Here is an 18,491-nt window from a genome sequence, read left to right on the forward strand (position 1 = left end):
ACTTTTAGAATAAGAGGTAACACAATCTTGACCAAGCAGGGGAGAATAAGATGAAAGTGCAATTAGAAGCGGTAACGAGAGAGAATTGGCAAGAGGCTTTACAATTAAAAGTAAAAGATGTTCAAAATCATTTCGTTCCAACTGTAGCAGTATCACTTGCTAAAGTGTATGTGAAACCAGACGGTGATAATGTGAATTATTTGCCCTTTGCCATTTATGAAGAAGAGCAGGGAATGATTGGTTTTGTGATGCATGCTTATGTAGAAGATACGGATGATATGTATTGGATTAATGGATTTATCATTGATGAAAAGCATCAAGGTAAAGGATATGGTAGAGCGGCTCTACGTAAGATGGTGAATTGGATTATAAATCAATATTCGCAGTGCAAAGAAGTTCGCTTAACAGTTCATAAAGAAAATGATGCTGCTCGTCAATTATATAAAAGTTTTGGTTTTGTTGAAGCAGGCGAATTTGATGAAGAAGAAGATTTATTGCGCTTTATCATTAGCAGGGAAGATGAGATATAGATTTGTAAAAGGCGGAAAGGGTATATTTTTATGATGTTATACAAATTACATCAGCATGACAAATGAATGTGTAAAAAGCAATTTTACTGACGGTACTTCCTTATTAAGTGTATTAAGTAAAAAATTAACTTTGGATTCCGGACGGTATCTTTGAACATTCTTGGAATGGACGCGGTATAAAGTGAAACTTTAATCAGTGGGGGTATTACTGCCCACGAATAGCGGGATAAAAAAGCTAGGAGGGAGAACATGGGGAGAGAAGTACAATTTGAAGATGAAGGTGTAGTTTTGAAATTGAATGGGGTAACTGTTTTTTTTGCGTTAAAACTATCATTAAAAATCCCATTTCATACAATTAAAAGTGTATTTGTAGACTATTTTGATGCTCCGCACTGGATGCTTCGCATGCCTGGAACATCATTTCCTGCCCTTAATATTTTTGAGGGAAGTTTTAAATATGCTGATGAGTGGTATTTTCTTTCCTATGAAAACAGGGTACCTCTCGTAATGATTGAATTAGAAGGTCACGAAAAATATAAGTATGTTGTTTTTGAAGTTGATAATCCTACTAAGGTAGCAGCAGATATTAGGAAACATATGAGAGATTAATATGAGCGTTAGATAAAGGGTGATACAAATTTAAAGAAATTGTATCACCCTTTATCTCATTCTATAATTTTCGCAGTTTATTAGAGGGAACGTGTGGTTGTGTAAAATTGATAATCTGATGTTGGCTTAACTGTATGAAAAAAGGTTATTCCTTATGCAATGCTTTATGAATGGCCAACTGTGCTTTAGAAGTATTAGCAAAATTTAACCATTTTGCTTCAAGCTGAATGGTATGAGAATCAATTATCATTTCAACAATATCTAGGTGTGAAAGAGTTGTCATAATTGACGTTTTATCGCCGTTTATTTTTGCTGAAGACATATGTATTGCTAGTTCTCTGTTTACTGCAAATGCAAAATCGATAATCGTTGCTCCTTCAGGTAAATGAATTGGCTGTAATTGTGGTGTGAAAACAACGATTGTATCTTGAAAGAGTTCGTAGGAAACTAAATCATAAAAAGTGAGCGTATCTTTTGTTAATTCTATGTTGTTCATAATTGTATCATCCATAAGCTGTGCAGATAGCTGTTGTACTTCAGAATGCGGCATATCGCTTGAAAGTAAAGAAAAAATACCTCCATCATGCCTTCGTTTACCATCTTCAGTTTGAATACATATAGCCATCTCGTGATTTTTAATTTTGACCTTTGTTTTCAAACATTTATCAAATAAATTGCTATTGATGGCAATTGTGTCTTCAAATTGGTGTGGGATTGGTTCGTATAATTGATGTACCATTCCGAGAATTTTATAACAATCTAAAATGGATGAAGTTGTAATATGAATTTTGGAAATCATAGTTACATCTTGAATGACTTGCAGACTAGAATAAGCAGTATTAATAGGGCTTATCTCATAATCCAGGTGCCATGTTAATACTTCATCTTGAAAGCTTTGCATGTCTGTAGAAATCGTATCTATTAGATGGTGTAATATCTGATTATAATTTTGTAAAAGTTGTTTCATTCCTTCGTACTTTTGATTATGGAGATAAAAAAATGCAAGATCTTCTAATTCATATTGTATCGTTTTAAAATGTAGTTTATGGCAAAGTGGAGCGAATATCTTTAACGTTTCGTTTGCGTAAGGAACTTGTTTATGCTTATTTTTTACTTGCAGCGTTCTCATGTTGTGAAGTCGGTCTGTCACTTTTATAATTATCACTCGAATATCTTTTTGTGCTGCTACGAGTAACTTTTTGAAATTAATTGCTTCATATTCTTCTTTATTTTGTACAGATTTCTTATCTACTTTCGTTAGTCCATCGACAATATAAGAAACTTCCTTTCCGAAGTGTTTTTGTATATCTTCCAGCCTATAATTTGTATCTTCTACGACATCATGTAACAATGCTGCAATTAATGTTACACAGTCGGCTTCGCAGTCAAGTAATATGTCTGTTACTGCAAAGGGATGTAAAATATAAGGTTCTCCGGATATGCGAAACTGTCCTTCATGTGCTTGTTCAGCAAACAAGATGGCAAACTGAAACTGCTCGAATTCATTTTGGGTTAAATAAGTAGCTTTATGAATAAGTTGTTCTTTCATCAATTCACCTTCATTTATTAATTTTTTTAACTAAGGAATAATAGTTCGCCTTCATACAGGAAAAAGCCTTTCTAATAGCATATAATTGTAGGTAGACCTACATATTATTTTTGACATCACCCATATACTATTTTTTTGTGTTTAGCAATGAAAGATATATGTAAGGGGGATTAGGTATGAGACTAGAAGTAGAAAAGTTACTCCAAGATCTTGAAGTATTCGGATTAGAACATGATTACACAAAAGAAACGAGAGAAGAAAGATTGCGAAACGTGTCTAAAGAAATGGGACAGTTTTTATCTATTTTGGTGAAAATGCGTGAAGCGAAACACATATTAGAAATTGGCACATCGAATGGATTCTCTACATTATGGCTTGCTAATGCTGCAGAGGAAACAAAGGGAACTGTTACAACAGTTGAACTTTCATCGAAACGAGTGGCAGAGGCAAATGAAAACTTCCAAAAAGCAAACCTCACAAACTATATTCATATCCATAATCAAGAAGCTGGGGCGTTTTTATCAGAACAGCTAGACAAGTCGTATGATTTTATTTTTTTAGATGCAGAACGAACGCAGTATATATGGTGGTGGGAAGACATAAAACGCATTTTAATACCTAAAGGAATTATTGTCGTTGATAATGCAACTTCGCATGCGGAGGAATTACAGAATTTTTTTGATTTAGTTGAAGAAGAGAAGAACTTTGAAACAGTGTTATTGCCTTTTAAGATGGGTGCTTATGTCATGCGGAAACTCAATTAAAAAGAATTGTAAGCCTTTTAAACTAAAGAATCCGCCTTAAGAATGGATGTTTCTCAGCCTTAAGTCTGAGGACAATTAAAAATACAATAGGTATACTTATAATATAAAACGGGGAATGAATGCAATATATAGACCGTTTAAAGATATGGTCACCTAACCATAATTATAAGTGTATGCATATAAAGGAGCGATTTTGTTGACGGAATTGCAAAAGAAGGAAACCTTATCAGTAGAAGAAAAGATAGAAGTAGTCGTAGATTCAGTTATTAAAGATGAGGAATTAGCTGAACTAAATAAAGAAGCAGATTTGTATGTACAAAAGTTAAATAGTGAGCATAATGCAGATCTTTCAAAAGTACTGGCACAACTTGCTGATTTAGGAGATAAAGAACAACGTGACGCAGGACAAACATTAACGGCATTAAAACGTCCAGTAACGGCGATGATGAATGGGAAAAATGAAGACATTCCTAAAACATTGCTTGATTTACGTAAAGTTGTTTCAGAATTAGATCCGAATTCACTACATGCATCTGGTATGAAACGAATTATGTTCAAAGTATTTAAGAAAAACCCAATGGAAACGTATGTTCATAAATATCAATCCATTGATAAACAAATTGAAGAGATTATAAAGGCGCTATTAGTTGGTCGTGATAATTTACGAGAAGACAGCGTTGGTTTAGAAATGTTAAAAGAACAATCCGAGCAAAAGATTCATGCGCTTGATAAACAAGTGTATTTAGGTAAGAAGCTTGCGGATATGTTGGAAGTAGAAAAACAAAACCCAGAACGGCAAAAAGATATTCCATTAATTAACGATGCGCTAGAAAAGATTCTTGTACGTACGCGTAATATGCAGCAAGCAAAGAGTGTGTTACTACAATCTATTGCCTCTGTTGATATCATTAAGAAAAATAATGAAAAGTTAACAGAAGCGATTCGAAATGCAATTACAATGACGCAAAATGTTGTTACAGTATCAGCAGCGATTCAATTGGCGTTAACGAATCAAAGGAAAACAATTGATGCTGTGAATGCAACAAACGAAGCAATTGAATCTATGATATTGAGTAATTCACAGGCGTTAAAACAAAATACAGAAGAAACGACTAAGTTATTAGAAAATCCAGCAATCGGTATGGAGAAACTTCGCGAATCATTCCAAAACGTATTTGCGGCGATTGAAGCATCTGAAAAATCAACAGAACGTATTATTGAATCAAGTAAAATGTTTGTAAAAGAACTAGACACGTTCAACGATGAAATGAAAAAGAAGCTCATTCAGCGTCCAAATAAATAGACGGCAATAGAGGAGGTGAAAACATGGGTTTCTTTGAATTTATTTTGTTACTTATCGGCATAGTCCTTTTGATAGGACTTACAGCAGTAATTTTACTTGCTTATTTTGGCCGAAAATTTTATGTATCATGGAAAAAACCGTATAAACGAGCGACAGACTCAATGGAGCGTTTATCGCACAGCACAGTACCTTTCTTACAAGAATTCACACAGCATCCGTTGTTTTACCGCTGGATTCGTACGGAAGGAAGCGGTAGTCAAAAAGCGTTCACCGTTCTTTTTTGTACAACTAACGAGCGCACAAAAGAACAAGTTTTTTCCATGTTGCCGAAGGAAAAACAGAAAAAACTTCACTACACTGTAAAAACAACAAAGCAAGTTACAAGTGAAGATATGGAAATGACAACGATGAAAGTAAAAGAATTCTTGAAGCGAGAATTACAACAACCATCCAAGCCAACAGATTTCTCGTTTTACAAGCTGTACTTTTATGACCGGTATCCAGACGCATTAAAACATATTGAAATGTATAAACGTTCAGTAAATCCATCATTGCAAAGAAGTATTGATGATGTGACAATCTCTGTACTGCAAGCTATTCCGTACTATCAAGAAAATCGTATGTTTGAGCAGCAACATAAACTCGAGACTTTCTTAATGAAAGACTTAGTAGATATGTTATCACTCATTGCACAAATTCCACCGGCACAGCGTTCAGAGAAAGAAGAAGAACTTACGATTTATCTAAAAGGATTTCAAAAAGAGATGGAAACAGTAGAACGTAACATTCGCAACGCTGTCGATCACGATTTACAAGTGAAGATGCGTGCAGCCAAAGAAAAATTTAAGAACTAAACAAGCGAGCATTGATAGATCAATGCTCGCTTGTTTAGTTTAGAAGTGAAAATAATGAAAATTTCATATATCGTAATAATAACTATAATTATATTAATAGATATAATTACAGTATGCAGAAATGGCTTAGCTTGTATCTTCTTCATCGTTACCATTCTTCATTACTTCTAATAGAGCGTGATGATGATGCAATCTATAAATCACATATGCCCAAACATACCAGTCTAAATTTTGCTTTATATTTGCTAACTCGTTAAACCCGTCCATAAAATTTCCTTTACCTAAGCAAAAAGAAAGAATAATGATTATAGCTGTTGTTATCCAAAATTCAGCACTAATCAAAAAACGAATCACTTGTAATTTCACCTACCTTTCCTAATGATTATTATGTATTTCATTGATAAAGTGAGCTATGAGAACACATTCCTTTGATAGATTATGTAAGAGAATAAAAAAAGGCTTGTACTATTTTCTTAAACAAAGAGAATTATGTTGATGAAGGGTTGCATCAATGAAAAATAGAGATGAAAAGTTAGGGTGATTTATATTTCTAAACAATTCGCTTGTATCTATTCTTACTGTTATAGAACTGAATGTTTAAAAATATTTTAAGTATCAGAATAATTTGGAATGTTCAGGTGGAATGGAGTTAATATTTGGTATAATGATATGGTAGCTATAATTTATAAGAGGGGAGATTCACTCATGAAAAATGAAACTTTACATAGTATGGATGATGTGATTACAATGTTAGACTCTCTATTAAGATCTCCTGAACCATTTTGGAATCAGTTCTATTCTAATCGTGATAAAGAAGTACCTTTCTTTGCGAATGTACCGGATGAAAATTTAGTTTCTTATTTTGATAGAAAGATGATTCAGAAAGGAAAAGTATTAGAGTTAGGCTGTGGTCCTGGCCGAAATGCTTTGTATTTAGCAAAAACAGGATGTGAAGTAGATGCAGTTGATTTATCAGAAGAAGGGATAAAATGGGCGAAAGAAAGAGCGGCTAAACAAAATATATCAGTTCATTTTATCTGTAAGTCTATTTTCGATTTACAAGTCGATAACCAATATGATTTCGTATATGATTCGGGTTGTTTGCACCATATCCCGCCTCACCGAAGAATGCATTATGTAGAGCTAGTTAAACGCGCATTAAAACCGAATGGATATTTCGGATTAACATGCTTTGCGGCTGGGGAGTCTGATGAGAAAAACGGTTCTGAAATATCGGACTGGGACGTTTATAGAAGCTGGAGTTTACAGGGAGGAATTGCGTATTCAGAAGAAAAACTACGCGATGTTTTTCAGGATTTTGAAGTTATTGAACTACGTAAAATGAAAGAAATGAAGCAACCGAATGATGTATTTGGGGAGCCATTTCTTTGGACAGCTCTTTTTAGAAAGAAAGTGTAATGACGATGGAGAGAACGATTTTACTTTTCTTGAGTGATGATAATGATTTAGAAGAAATTGAAGCGATAAGAAGAAAACATGACCCTTTATTTGGTTTGATTTCACCTCATATTACGTTAGTATTTCCTTTTGTGAGTCAAGTGTCAAATGAGGGTTTAAAAAAACATATAGAAATAAATATAGGCAACATGAATCCTTTTTATATTACCTTAAATCCAATTGTAACCAATACAGATGAGTACTTATTTCTACTCATAGAAGAAGGAAAAGAAAAGGTAATTGAGCTACATAATAAGCTGTACACAGATTTCCTTCAACCGTTTCTTCATAAAGAAATCCCGTATCTTCCACACGTTACAGTTGGCAGAAAAAATGATAAAGAAATGGCTATACGTGTTATAAAAGGCCTGCCGCCACTTCGAGATACAATGGGGTTTACTATTGATAAAATTACGGTAGAAAGTATAGGGGAAAACGGGGAATCTATTATAGAGTTTGAAGTACCGCTAACAACAAAATAGGGAAATTACTTTTATAAAAATTTTCATCGGAACAATTTTATAAGTAATGTGATGTACCTTTACTTGATTTTGTACATATAGTATAATAATTCCATAATTTAGATTTCAATAAGAATAAAAAATAAATTAAACGAGGTGCTTTTTGTGAGTGGAGTAGTATCCAAATAGGAAAAAATTTAATGAAATAAATCTGATGACAAAGGGTATTTTTATATCAATATATACCCTGTATTTGGTCATGGGTTTATTTAAGTTACCTATGAAGATACCTACAACACTTTATAAAGCATGTAGCGGTATTTGTTATTAAAGACCAAGACCTTTATTTTGAGAAGGTTTGTTTAATAATAGATATTTGTCTACACTTGTCTTGTAAATGTATGTAAAGCTGTGGTATCCCCGCAGCTTTTTTATTTTTATCTCAATACTTTTGGATAGGGAGAGCTCTTCGATATGGATGGAGAGCAATCCTCACTGAGAGAATTTTTACTTTTTATAAACTTATTGAAATCTTATTATTAGGTATCTTCATACATGATTCAATTATTAAATCATAGTGAGGAGAACAAAAATGAATACAATGACTTTTGAAAAGTTGCAGTATAACGAATTAAAGGAAATCGTAAAATCATATTGTGTAAGTGGATTAGGAAAACAATTATTAGATAACCTGCAACCAAGCTCGAATGTAAAAGTAGTCAAGAATCGTTTACATGAAACAACTGAAGCAAAAGCAATATTAAATACAGAAAGTCACGTTCCATTAGTTGGGATTTCTAATATAGAAAACATAATTGGAAAGCTTGAAAAAGGCATGATTTTGGAACCAGCGGAATTAGTGAGCGTATCAGATTTTTTAAGAGGGTGTAGAAAAATTAAGGGATTTATGTTAGATAAAGCATTTTTTGCGCCTGTTTTAAGTTCTTACGCATACTCTATGTCAGAGTTCAAAAATATTGAGGAAGAGATTCATTTTTCTATTAAAGGGAATCGAGTTGATTCTGCTGCGAGTAAAGAGTTAAAGCGAATTCGAAATCAAATCGAAACAACAGAAGAAAAGATTGGAGATCGCTTAAATAAATTTTTAAAAAGCAGTGCAAATAAGGAGTATATTCAAGAATTCTTTATTAGTAAAAAAGATGATCGATATACTGTTCCTATTAAGGCTTCTTATAAAAATCAAGTTGCAGGAACAATTGTAGAGATGTCTTCTAAAGGTTCAACAGTATTTATGGAACCTGCTGTTATTTCAAAATTAAGCAGAGAGTTAGCAAGCTTAAAAGCGGAAGAGGCGATAGAGGAGTATCAAGTATTAGCGACTTTATCAGGAATGATTCTTGAGAATGTTAGTGATATAAACATTAATATTGAGCTTATCAGTCAATATGATATGATTTTCGCGAAAGCTAAATTTAGTAAGAGTATTGATGGTATCGCACCGAAATTAAATAGTCATGGATATATAAAACTAGTTGAATGTAAACATCCTCTTTTACAAGGTGAGATTGTTCCATTAAATTTTGAGATTGGAAAAGAATATCGTAGTTTAGTCATTACGGGACCAAATGCTGGAGGAAAGACAATTGTTTTGAAAACAATTGGATTATTAACTTTAGCAACAATGTCAGGGTTTCATATTCATGGTGATGAAGAGACTGAAATTGCCCTTTTTGATTCTATTTTTGTAGATATAGGTGATAATCAAAGTATTGAAAATGCTTTAAGTACTTTTTCTTCACATATGAAAAATATTTCAGAAATTATGAGGATATCTAACAATAATACGTTGTTGTTATTTGATGAAATTGGTAGTGGTACAGAACCGAATGAAGGTGCTGCCCTTGCGATCGCCATTTTAGAAGAGTTTTATCATACGGGGTGTATAACAGTTGCGACGACTCATTATGGTGAAATTAAACGATTCTCAGAAATTCACAGTGACTTCATGAATGCGGCTATGCAATTTAATAATGAAACATTAGAGCCGATGTATAAGTTAATGATTGGGGAATCTGGAGACAGTAATGCACTTTGGATTTCTAGAAAGATGAATTTACGGGAACATGTTTTGGAGCGAGCACAGTGTTATATGGAAAATAAAGATTATAGCTTAGAGCTAGTAAAAGAAAATAAAATAAAGAAGCCTGAAGCGAATGCAGTAAAAACGAAAGAAATTTATGAGTATGAAGTTGGAGACAAAGTAAAATTATTAGATCACAATGATTCTGGTATTGTATACAAGAAAAAAGATAGTTTCAATAATATTGTAGTATTATACAAAGAAGAGTTTATGGAAGTGAATTGTAAGCGCGTTATTTTGGAATTGAAAGCAGCAGAGTTGTATCCAGAAGGCTATGATTTAAATACTTTGTTTGTAAGTTATAAAGAGAGAAAGCTGCAACATGATATAGATCGAGGCTCTAAAAAAGCATTAAGAAAAATACAAAAAGAAATGAGAAAAAAATAAAGTGAAATTTCCATCAGTGGGGGGCATCCCCCGCTGATGGAAGGCCCGCCCAATCGGGCTTTTATGGGCAGTTATCCCCCACTTAGGCCCCTAGTTTTTCTTTGCATCTTGAGGTGAGGGTCTTACTGCCCGTTAAAGCGGGACAACCGAAAAGATAATTCAATTGCCAGCAAGCCCTCATTTAAACGTTAGCACGTTTTGAAGAGAGGGTTTGTTTTACATATTTAAAATAAGAATAAATGTAATCTTATTTTTCATATTTAGCAAAATAAATGGTACAATCAATATTTGATATGAAAAATAGTGAAAAGAAGTGATGGATTTGAAAGGTTTTTTAGAATTAGGAATTAGTACAACGTTAAATGATACATTAAGAGAAAATGGAATTGCAGAATCGACTCCGATTCAAGAAAAAGCAATCCCAGTAGTTCTAGCAGGAAAAGATATTATTGGACAAGCGAAAACAGGAACAGGAAAAACATTAGCATTTATTTTGCCGATATTAGAAAAAGTAAATCCGAAGTCTAGTCATGTACAGGCGTTAATTGTAGCACCGACGCGAGAGTTAGCATTGCAAATCACAAACGAAATTCAAAAAATGACTGTGCATGTAAAGGATATTCATGTGCTTGCTATTTATGGCGGGCAAGATGTTTCACAGCAAATGAAGAAATTACAAGGAAATACACATATCGTTGTCGCGACACCTGGCCGATTATTAGATCATTTACGCCGCGGGACAATTGAATTATCGCATGTATCTATGCTCGTTTTAGATGAAGCGGATCAAATGCTGCATTTTGGTTTTTTACCAGAGGTAGAAGAAATTATTGAACAAACACCTGCGGAGAGACAAACGATGTTGTTTTCTGCAACGATGGCTAAGCAAATTCAATCTCTTGCAAAGCGTTATATGAGAAAACCTGAAATTATAAAAATTCAAAGTGCTGAGGTTACAGTAAATAATATTACACAGCGCGTCGTTGAAACAACAGACAGGGCAAAACAAGATACGCTGCGTCAACTTATGGAACGAGATCAACCGTTTTTAGCAGTTATCTTCTGCCGCACGAAACGCAGAGTTACAAAATTGTATGAAGCGCTGAAAGGATACGGCTATAACTGTGATGAACTTCACGGTGATTTATCACAAGCAAAACGCGAGCGTGTTATGAAGCGTTTTCGTGATGCTGAAATTCAATATTTAATCGCAACAGACGTAGCAGCAAGAGGACTTGATGTAGAAGGTGTTACGCATGTATTTAACTACGACATCCCAGAGGATGTCGAAAGTTACATTCACCGCATCGGGCGGACAGGCCGTGCTGGTGGAAGCGGGCTGGCAATTACATTAGTTGCGCCAAAAGATAAAATGTATTTACAGCAAATTGAAAAAGGAATTAACGCATCATTGCAACGACAAGTAGTAGAGCAACCTAACAAACAAGAGCCTGAGAAAAAAGAACAAAGGTCGCAAAAACCAAGAGAAAAGAAACCATTTAAAGAGAAGAAACAATTTGGTCAATCTGGACGTCGTGATAGAAAAGAAGGACCGAAAACAGAGAAATCTCATTTTGGTCAACCGAGCAAAAAGAAGCGCAGCGCAAAGCCGGGACAGAAAAAGCGCGGACGATAGAAATATAGTAATGATTGAACATGAGTACCTTCTGAAAAGAGGACTCATGTTTTTTTATGTGTGTAAAAACTTTAGGACATACTACAGGCGAGGTGATTTGATGAAGAAGTTTGTTACAATCATTGTTTTCGCTTTATTTATGTTTTCTTTAACTAGCCTCGTACATGGTGAAGAAAAGAAAAACATACAAGATTATTTTGATGTGAATATAAACGGATATCGTGTGTACGTTTTAGACGATTTTGTCGAATTGATAAATGAGGGAAAAGTTACTTCCCTAACAAAAATATTTTTTGAAACTTTGCGGAGAGAACAACAATGGGTATTAGAACCGAGAGTGTATGTAAAAGGGAATTTGGGGTATGTTCATATTGTAAAACAAAATGGTGTGAATGTTCTTTATCATATAAAGAAAATACATGAGAATTGGACGATTTTGCGAGAAGAAAAGAAAGTTATAAATAGAGTACCTGTTCCAAAAGAACTGCTAAAGGAAGTTCTTTTGGAACGGCTTGTCGAATATATCGGAGGTGCTGTACAAGATTATTATGGTGAAGGTAGGCTATGGTACAGAGGAAGCGAAAAGATATTAAGTATTGAGAAAGATGAGGCAGAATTTGAATTTTATGTTATCGTTCAAGTTATTACATTTAAAGGTGCCCATAATCCACCGTATGGAGAAGAGACGATGACATTTCGAGTAAAAGGTGGAGGCGAGGTTCAACTCATGAAATACAAACATCGCGACATTTCTGAAACTGAATTATCTAAATTGAAACTAAGAACAATATAAGAGTCGTACATGATAGATGTAAACATTTTATTGCTTGGAGGAGATATTGTTATGATTAAGCTTGTGCTTCTTCGTCACGGTCAAAGTGTATGGAATGTGGAAAATAGGTTTACTGGATGGACCGATGTTGATATGTCTAAAAATGGATTACAGGAAGCGAGAGAAGCAGGACAAATTTTAAAGGCGAATGGCTATACGTTTGACGTAGCATACACTTCTGTATTAAAACGAGCAATTCGAACGCTTTGGATTATTCTTCATGAGATGGATCTTGCCTGGGTACCTGTCTATAAATCATGGCATTTAAATGAACGTCATTACGGTGCACTGCAAGGCTTAAATAAGGATGAAACGACGAAGAAGTACGGAGAAGAACAAGTACATATATGGCGCAGAAGTACAAATGTAAGACCGCCAGCACTTACGAAAGACGATCCGCGTTATGAAATTTCAGACCCTAGATATAAACATTTAAAAGAAGGAGAATTTCCTCTTACCGAGTGTCTAGAAGATACAACAAAACGAGTTCTGACGTATTGGCATGAAGAAATTGCGCCAGTATTACAAAAGGGCGAGAAAGTAATTATTTCATCGCATGGGAATACAATCCGTTCGCTTGTAAAATATTTAGATCATTTATCCGATGATGGCGTTGTTACATTAAATATTCCTACGAGTATTCCGCTTGTTTATGAATTAGATGATAACTTAAAACCAATTCGGCATTATTATTTGAGCATGGATGGAGAAGTACCAGAAGGCGAGATTCCGAAGCATATTCAACTTTAATGTGAAATGAATAGGAAATTCAAAATAGATGAGTTATATTGTGGGTGTTTCTTATCGTATATTGAAAAAATAACATCGCCTTAAAGGCTTTTTCATTTTATATGCAATGTGAATTCAGTTAGGCAGTTTATTTTTAAACGGGTATGAATTTTAATGGACAAAGTTACGAAATTTGTAAGAAGTACAAACCGGTCATATATCATATGAAAATGATACAATACTTATATAAACCTACCCCTTGTTACATAGTAATAAGGAGTAGGTAAAATTAAAACTCAATTTTATTTTCATGAAAAGAGGGGAAGCATATGTATACAAGTTTAGCGGAATTAGTTAAGCACCCTGTATTTTATCATTTTGCAGAAATTTCAAAGATTCCAAGAGGATCGGGAAATGAGAAAGAAATTAGTGATTACTTAGTAAAATTTGCACAAGAGAGAAATTTAGAAGTTGTACAAGATCATGCATTAAATGTCATTATAAAGAAGCCAGCAACAGCTGGATATGAGAATGTGCCAACGATTATTATTCAAGGGCATATGGATATGGTATGTGAAAAGAACCAAGCAACTGTTCATGATTTTGAGAAAGATCCAATTCAATTACGAATTGAGGGGGATATGCTGTATGCGAACCATACAACGTTAGGTGCGGATAATGGGATTGCAGTTGCATATGCATTATCTTTATTAGATGCAACTGATATTCCCCATCCTGCTCTTGAAGTTGTGATTACGACAGAAGAAGAGACAACGATGGGCGGCGCTTTTGCAGTTGACCCTAGCCATTTTAGCGGTAAAATCTTTATTAACATTGATTCAGAAGAAGACCATAAATTGTTAGTAAGTAGTGCGGGCGGTGCAAAAGCAGTTGAAACAATATCTATTGTTTGGGAAGAAACGCCAGCTAACGTATTACCATATCGTCTTTTTGTAGGTGGATTAAAAGGTGGACATTCTGGCATGGAAATTGATAAAGAAAGAGGAAATGCCAATAAAATTTTAGGCAGAGTCCTTTATGATTTATCCAATGAAATTCCGTTTTCTATGAGCGGTGTTCATGGTGGATTAAAAACAAATGCAATCCCGCGTGAAAGTGCAGCAACGATTTTACTTTCTGAAAGTGATGAGCAAAAAGTAGAAGAGAAAGTGAAAGAGTGGACAAGCATTTTACAAGAAGAACTACGCGCTGTGGACCCGGACGTATATGTTTCTCTTACGAAATTAGAAGAAACAATTGAAAATGTATTTGCAAAAGAAACGCAAAAACAACTTATTTCTTCATTATTCTTAATCCCTAACGGCATTCAAAGTATGAGCATGGAAATAAAAGGACTAGTGGAAAGCTCTACAAACTTAGGTGTTGTTGAAATGTTACATAATGAAATTAAATTAAGAAATGAAGTAAGAAGTTCTGTGAAAAGCTTAAAACAACATATTGTAAATGAAATTAAGCATATCGCAGAAGTAGTGGGAGCACAGTTCGAAAAAGAATCTGAGTATCCAGAATGGCCATACAATCCAAATTCTTCAATTCGCGGTTTATTTGAAAAAGTGCATAAAGAAAAATATGGCACAGATGCAGAAGTTTTTGCGGTTCATGCAGGAATTGAGTGCGGTGTATTTATGGAGAAAATTCCAGGACTAGATGCGATTTCACTCGGACCAGATATGTTTCATGTTCACACACCAGATGAGCATGTAAGCATTCCTTCTGTCGTGAATAACTGGGAGTATTTTATTGAAGTATTGCGGGAAACGAAGTCGTTGATTTAAATATGTTTGAGATGAAAAAGGGTTGTCTCATAAGTCAGTGTAACTGGCTTGTGGACAGCCCTTTTTTATGAGTAACAATTCAACTACTTTTGCTAGCTTCTGTAATTTGTTGAATACTGTATTTTTGTTTTGATCCTAATTTTATCCCGCTATTTTGGGGCAGTAAGACCCCCACCTCAAGATTCAGAGAGAAGCGAAGAAGATAGGTGGGGGACAACTGACCGTAAAAGCCCGATTGGTTCAACTAACCGTCAGTGGGGGATGAAGAAAACCCCCACTGACGGAAGTTTCACTTTATTTTAGCTATATATAACTATTTTAGTTTTTTAATATATAAGTCGTTGCTATACAGAATACAACATGATCGCTACTTGCTTTCTCCTTTTGTTTTAAACCTTGCATGTGGCAGAAAAAGGTCCTGACCGCTTCTATACATGGCCAGATGCTCTCGTCCGCCTAAAAAAGGGGAGTATTTCGACTTTTTAAATTGCGTCCTTTTACAATCTTTTAAAAAACATACAGGTGTATGAATAGAAAATTGCGCTTTTTACTCATGTTTTTTGGGATATTGAAGAATAAACTTAACATGTAAACAAATTGAAAGGAGCAAATATAATGAATGCACTATTATCTGCAAAAAATGTGACAAAGATTTATAACAAGAATCAGTTACCTGGACTTAATAAAGTATCTTTTGATATTGAGTCGGGGGAATTTGTTGGTATTATGGGAGCCTCTGGATCTGGAAAGACAACTTTATTAAATATCCTATCAACCATCGATACGCCTACAGATGGAGATGTTTTGATAAAGGGCATCGATATTAAAAAACTTAATGATAATAAATCTGCAGATTTTCGGAAAGAGCATTTAGGCTTTATTTTTCAAGAGTATTTCTTACTCGATAGTTTAACAGTACAGGAAAATATTGCTGTACCACTTACTTTATTACATAAATCCCCAGAAGAAATTGAATCATCTATAAATAGTTTAGCAAAGCGTTTTGGGATATTCGAACAATTATCTAAGTACCCTAGTCAACTTTCAGGGGGACAAAAACAAAGGGTTGCAGCAGCAAGAGCAATTGCGAAACAGCCTAGTATTTTATTTGCAGATGAACCGACAGGAGCATTAGACTCAAACTCTGCAACGGAGCTACTTCAAAAATTAAGAGAAGTAAATGAGGAACTTCATACAACGATTTTAATGGTAACCCATGATGCTTATGCAGCAAGTTTTTCAAGTAGAATTCTAATATTTAAAGATGGAAATATCATAAAAGAATTGAGAAGAAATGGACAGGGGAGAAAAGAATTTTTTGAAGAGATAGTAAAGGAAATCGCTAAAATTGATGAAAATCGATATAACTAAGAGTATGAAAGGAAGGCATGATTGTGGGATTATTAACAATAGCAAAAAAGAATCTAAAGAATAACTTTTCCTTCTATTCGTTCTATTTCGTTTCAGTAGCTTTTGTGCTGATAGTGTTTTTCTCCTTTATTTCTTTTTCCATGAACGATATGATCATGGAAAAGATTTCGTCTGATGGTAGAGTAGAAATCATGTCGAGAACGGTGGCAATCTTTGTTATGACATTTGTACTATTCTATATGTCATACTCCAATACTTTCTTTATGAAAAAAAGAATGAAAGAACTTGGGATTTATTCGCTCTTAGGGTATCGAAAATCAACAATGCTAAAATTATTAACTTTTGAAAATAGTATAATTTGTTTTGCTGCTCTAATTGTAGGAATTGCTTTTGGTGCGATTGCTCATAAAGGAATTGTCGAAGTGATAGTCAGAGTACTAAAATTACAAATTGATACTTCTGAAGTGCCACTTATTAATTCTGGTGCGGTACTATTCACTTTTGTTTTTATATTTGCTGTTTTGCTTGCTTTATTTTTATCCAACTGGATAATTCTTCGGAAAAGTTCCTTACTGGCTTTGGTACGTATGGAAAAAAAGGAAGAAAAGAAGGTGAGAATCAATACAGCTTTCTCATTCCTTGGATTATTCTTGATTTTAATTGGTTATTTCTTTGCTATCGATATTACAAGAGGAATGAAATCATTCTGGAAAACAATAGGGTTTTCACCAATTGCACTTTTAACAATGTTAAGTGTAATACTAGGCACAATTTTCTTTATTCACTCTTTTTTACCATATGCTATTCAAAAATTGAAGAAAAAGAAAAGCTGGTTTTATAAGGAAGCCAATATTATTGTTATTCCAAATTTTATATTTAAAATCCGTTCGAAGGCAAAAACTTTAATTTTGTTAACTTTATTAGTTGCAGGAACTTTGGCTATATTCGGCTCTACTTTACTAACTCTCTACTATCCTGTTGCTGCTACGGAACGAATCATACCGTCAGCTATCGAGTTTCCAGTAGAAGATAAACAATTGGCCGCTAAAGCAATTAAAATTGTACAAGATACTGTTGGTAAAGAAAATATGAAATATAAAGAAACAACTATTATTCATGTAACATCCTCTTCTGAAAATTTACCTAAAGAATATAGTGCAAAGAAAGAACATGGATTTGATCTTATGTCCGAGTCAGATTACAAAGAATTAATAAATATGCAAGGCAAAAATATAGACTTTGAGAATTTAGCTAAAAATGAAAGTATCTTAGTAAAATATCGCCCTGAAAAAGAAAAGCTAGATAAAGGGAAATTATATACTTTGAACTTAACAACTACAAATAACATGGATATAAAAGTAAAAGACACTACATTACTCAATCCAATTGGTTTTGCAAATAGTGTAGGAACCCTTGTCATTTCAGATCAACTATATAAAGAGATAAAAACCTTAGGGCATAAAGAAACAACGATGATGAGTTTTAATGGAGTTGATATGAGAGATAATAAGCCAGTTTATGAGAATCTAGCTCCACTATTTAAAAATGATATTTATTTTACAAGTAGTTATCAAAAAAATGATTACATTATTCAGCAGAATAGTTCAACATTCTTGCTCATTAGTTTTGTTACTATCATTTCCTTTATTGCAACGGGGAGTATTCTCTACTTCCATAACCTTTCGAGCATGATGTCAAACAAAAATGAATTTATCATTTTAAAAAGAATGGGGTATAACAAGAAAAAGATAAAAAGAATAATAAATAAAGAGATTCTTACGTTATTTAGCATCCCATACGTATTAGGGTTAGCGCATAGTATTTTTGCACTGATAGCTTACAAAACGGCTTTAATGGATGACTTATTAGGAAAAAACAGTGCCTTTATATTCCCTATTCTTTTTGCGGTAATTATTTTCACTTTGGTATATATGATTTATTATTTGTTAACAAAGCGAGCATGCTATAAAATTATCTTTGACAATAAAAAATAAAAATTCTTATATAAATACAAATTTAAAAAATGGCATTTTAGACATGCAAGTAGCGGTTATGTTGTATTCTACGCAGCAGCAACTTATATGTCGAAAAATTAAAATGGATATATATAA

General features: G+C 33.8%; 16 protein-coding genes. 14 read left to right on the plus strand and 2 right to left on the minus strand.

From position 1 onward, the window contains the following. Positions 1-50: 50 nt before the first annotated feature. The gene (locus BM350_RS14530; RefSeq protein WP_090911491.1) at positions 51-530 is read left to right on the plus strand and encodes a GNAT family N-acetyltransferase; all 480 of its coding nucleotides are present in this window, start codon (positions 51-53) and stop codon (positions 528-530) included. 249 nt (positions 531-779) lie between these two features. Continuing rightward, on the plus strand, positions 780-1,139 hold the full coding sequence (locus tag BM350_RS14535; RefSeq protein WP_090911489.1) for a hypothetical protein: 360 nt from the start codon (positions 780-782) through the stop codon (positions 1,137-1,139). A gap of 145 nt (positions 1,140-1,284) precedes the next feature. Here BM350_RS14535 and BM350_RS14540 read toward each other — a convergent pair whose 3' ends face one another. Further along, positions 1,285-2,688, minus strand: a complete 1,404-nt coding sequence (locus tag BM350_RS14540) for an HD domain-containing protein (protein WP_090911487.1) — start codon at positions 2,686-2,688, stop codon at positions 1,285-1,287. Positions 2,689-2,864: 176 nt separating this feature from the next. On the opposite strand from BM350_RS14540, the gene BM350_RS14545 reads away from it, so the two are divergent. The 3 genes from BM350_RS14545 (at position 2,865) to BM350_RS14555 (ending at position 5,609) form a co-directional block, all read left to right on the plus strand. Beyond that, positions 2,865-3,452 carry an O-methyltransferase gene (locus tag BM350_RS14545; RefSeq protein ID WP_090911485.1) on the plus strand — a complete coding sequence of 196 codons (588 nt, stop codon included), beginning with the start codon at positions 2,865-2,867 and terminating at the stop codon, positions 3,450-3,452. A 196-nt stretch (positions 3,453-3,648) separates the two neighbouring features. Continuing rightward, complete coding sequence (locus tag BM350_RS14550) at positions 3,649-4,755, plus strand: toxic anion resistance protein (RefSeq protein ID WP_090911483.1); 1,107 nt, start codon at positions 3,649-3,651, stop codon at positions 4,753-4,755. A gap of 23 nt (positions 4,756-4,778) precedes the next feature. After that, entirely contained in the window at positions 4,779-5,609 is an 831-nt protein-coding gene (locus tag BM350_RS14555; RefSeq protein ID WP_090911481.1) for a DUF3974 domain-containing protein, read from the plus strand. Positions 5,610-5,735: 126 nt separating this feature from the next. On the opposite strand, the gene BM350_RS14560 is transcribed toward BM350_RS14555, so the two are convergent. Further along, a complete protein-coding gene (locus BM350_RS14560) occupies positions 5,736-5,963 on the minus strand; it encodes a hypothetical protein (protein ID WP_090911479.1) in 228 nt (75 codons plus the stop codon). Between the two features lie 351 nt (positions 5,964-6,314). Between BM350_RS14560 and BM350_RS14565 the strand changes: the two genes are divergently transcribed. From BM350_RS14565 to BM350_RS14610, 9 genes are all read left to right on the plus strand, one after another. Continuing rightward, positions 6,315-7,028 carry a class I SAM-dependent methyltransferase gene (locus BM350_RS14565; protein ID WP_090911477.1) on the plus strand — a complete coding sequence of 238 codons (714 nt, stop codon included), beginning with the start codon at positions 6,315-6,317 and terminating at the stop codon, positions 7,026-7,028. Positions 7,029-7,033: 5 nt separating this feature from the next. Further along, positions 7,034-7,549, plus strand: coding sequence for a 2'-5' RNA ligase family protein (locus tag BM350_RS14570; protein ID WP_090912589.1), 516 nt, complete (start codon positions 7,034-7,036; stop codon positions 7,547-7,549). A gap of 571 nt (positions 7,550-8,120) precedes the next feature. Continuing rightward, complete coding sequence (locus BM350_RS14575) at positions 8,121-10,016, plus strand: endonuclease MutS2 (protein ID WP_090911475.1); 1,896 nt, start codon at positions 8,121-8,123, stop codon at positions 10,014-10,016. Between the two features lie 313 nt (positions 10,017-10,329). Continuing rightward, positions 10,330-11,652, plus strand: a complete 1,323-nt coding sequence (locus tag BM350_RS14580; protein ID WP_139207568.1) for a DEAD/DEAH box helicase — start codon at positions 10,330-10,332, stop codon at positions 11,650-11,652. Positions 11,653-11,752: 100 nt separating this feature from the next. Continuing rightward, complete coding sequence (locus tag BM350_RS14585; RefSeq protein ID WP_090911472.1) at positions 11,753-12,445, plus strand: DUF3888 domain-containing protein; 693 nt, start codon at positions 11,753-11,755, stop codon at positions 12,443-12,445. 51 nt (positions 12,446-12,496) lie between these two features. Next, positions 12,497-13,234, plus strand: coding sequence for a 2,3-diphosphoglycerate-dependent phosphoglycerate mutase (gpmA, locus tag BM350_RS14590; RefSeq protein ID WP_090912587.1), 738 nt, complete (start codon positions 12,497-12,499; stop codon positions 13,232-13,234). Positions 13,235-13,542: 308 nt separating this feature from the next. Continuing rightward, the gene (locus tag BM350_RS14595; RefSeq protein WP_090911470.1) at positions 13,543-15,009 is read left to right on the plus strand and encodes an aminoacyl-histidine dipeptidase; all 1,467 of its coding nucleotides are present in this window, start codon (positions 13,543-13,545) and stop codon (positions 15,007-15,009) included. A gap of 615 nt (positions 15,010-15,624) precedes the next feature. Continuing rightward, positions 15,625-16,380: an ABC transporter ATP-binding protein gene (locus tag BM350_RS14605; protein WP_090911467.1), complete on the plus strand. Its 756-nt coding sequence runs from the start codon at positions 15,625-15,627 to the stop codon at positions 16,378-16,380. A gap of 23 nt (positions 16,381-16,403) precedes the next feature. Then, the gene (locus BM350_RS14610) at positions 16,404-18,374 is read left to right on the plus strand and encodes an FtsX-like permease family protein (protein WP_090911465.1); all 1,971 of its coding nucleotides are present in this window, start codon (positions 16,404-16,406) and stop codon (positions 18,372-18,374) included. Positions 18,375-18,491: the final 117 nt, after the last annotated feature.

Source organism: Bacillus sp. 103mf (genome assembly GCF_900116295.1).
In the GTDB taxonomy this organism is placed as follows: domain Bacteria; phylum Bacillota; class Bacilli; order Bacillales; family Bacillaceae_G; genus Bacillus_A; species Bacillus_A bruguierae.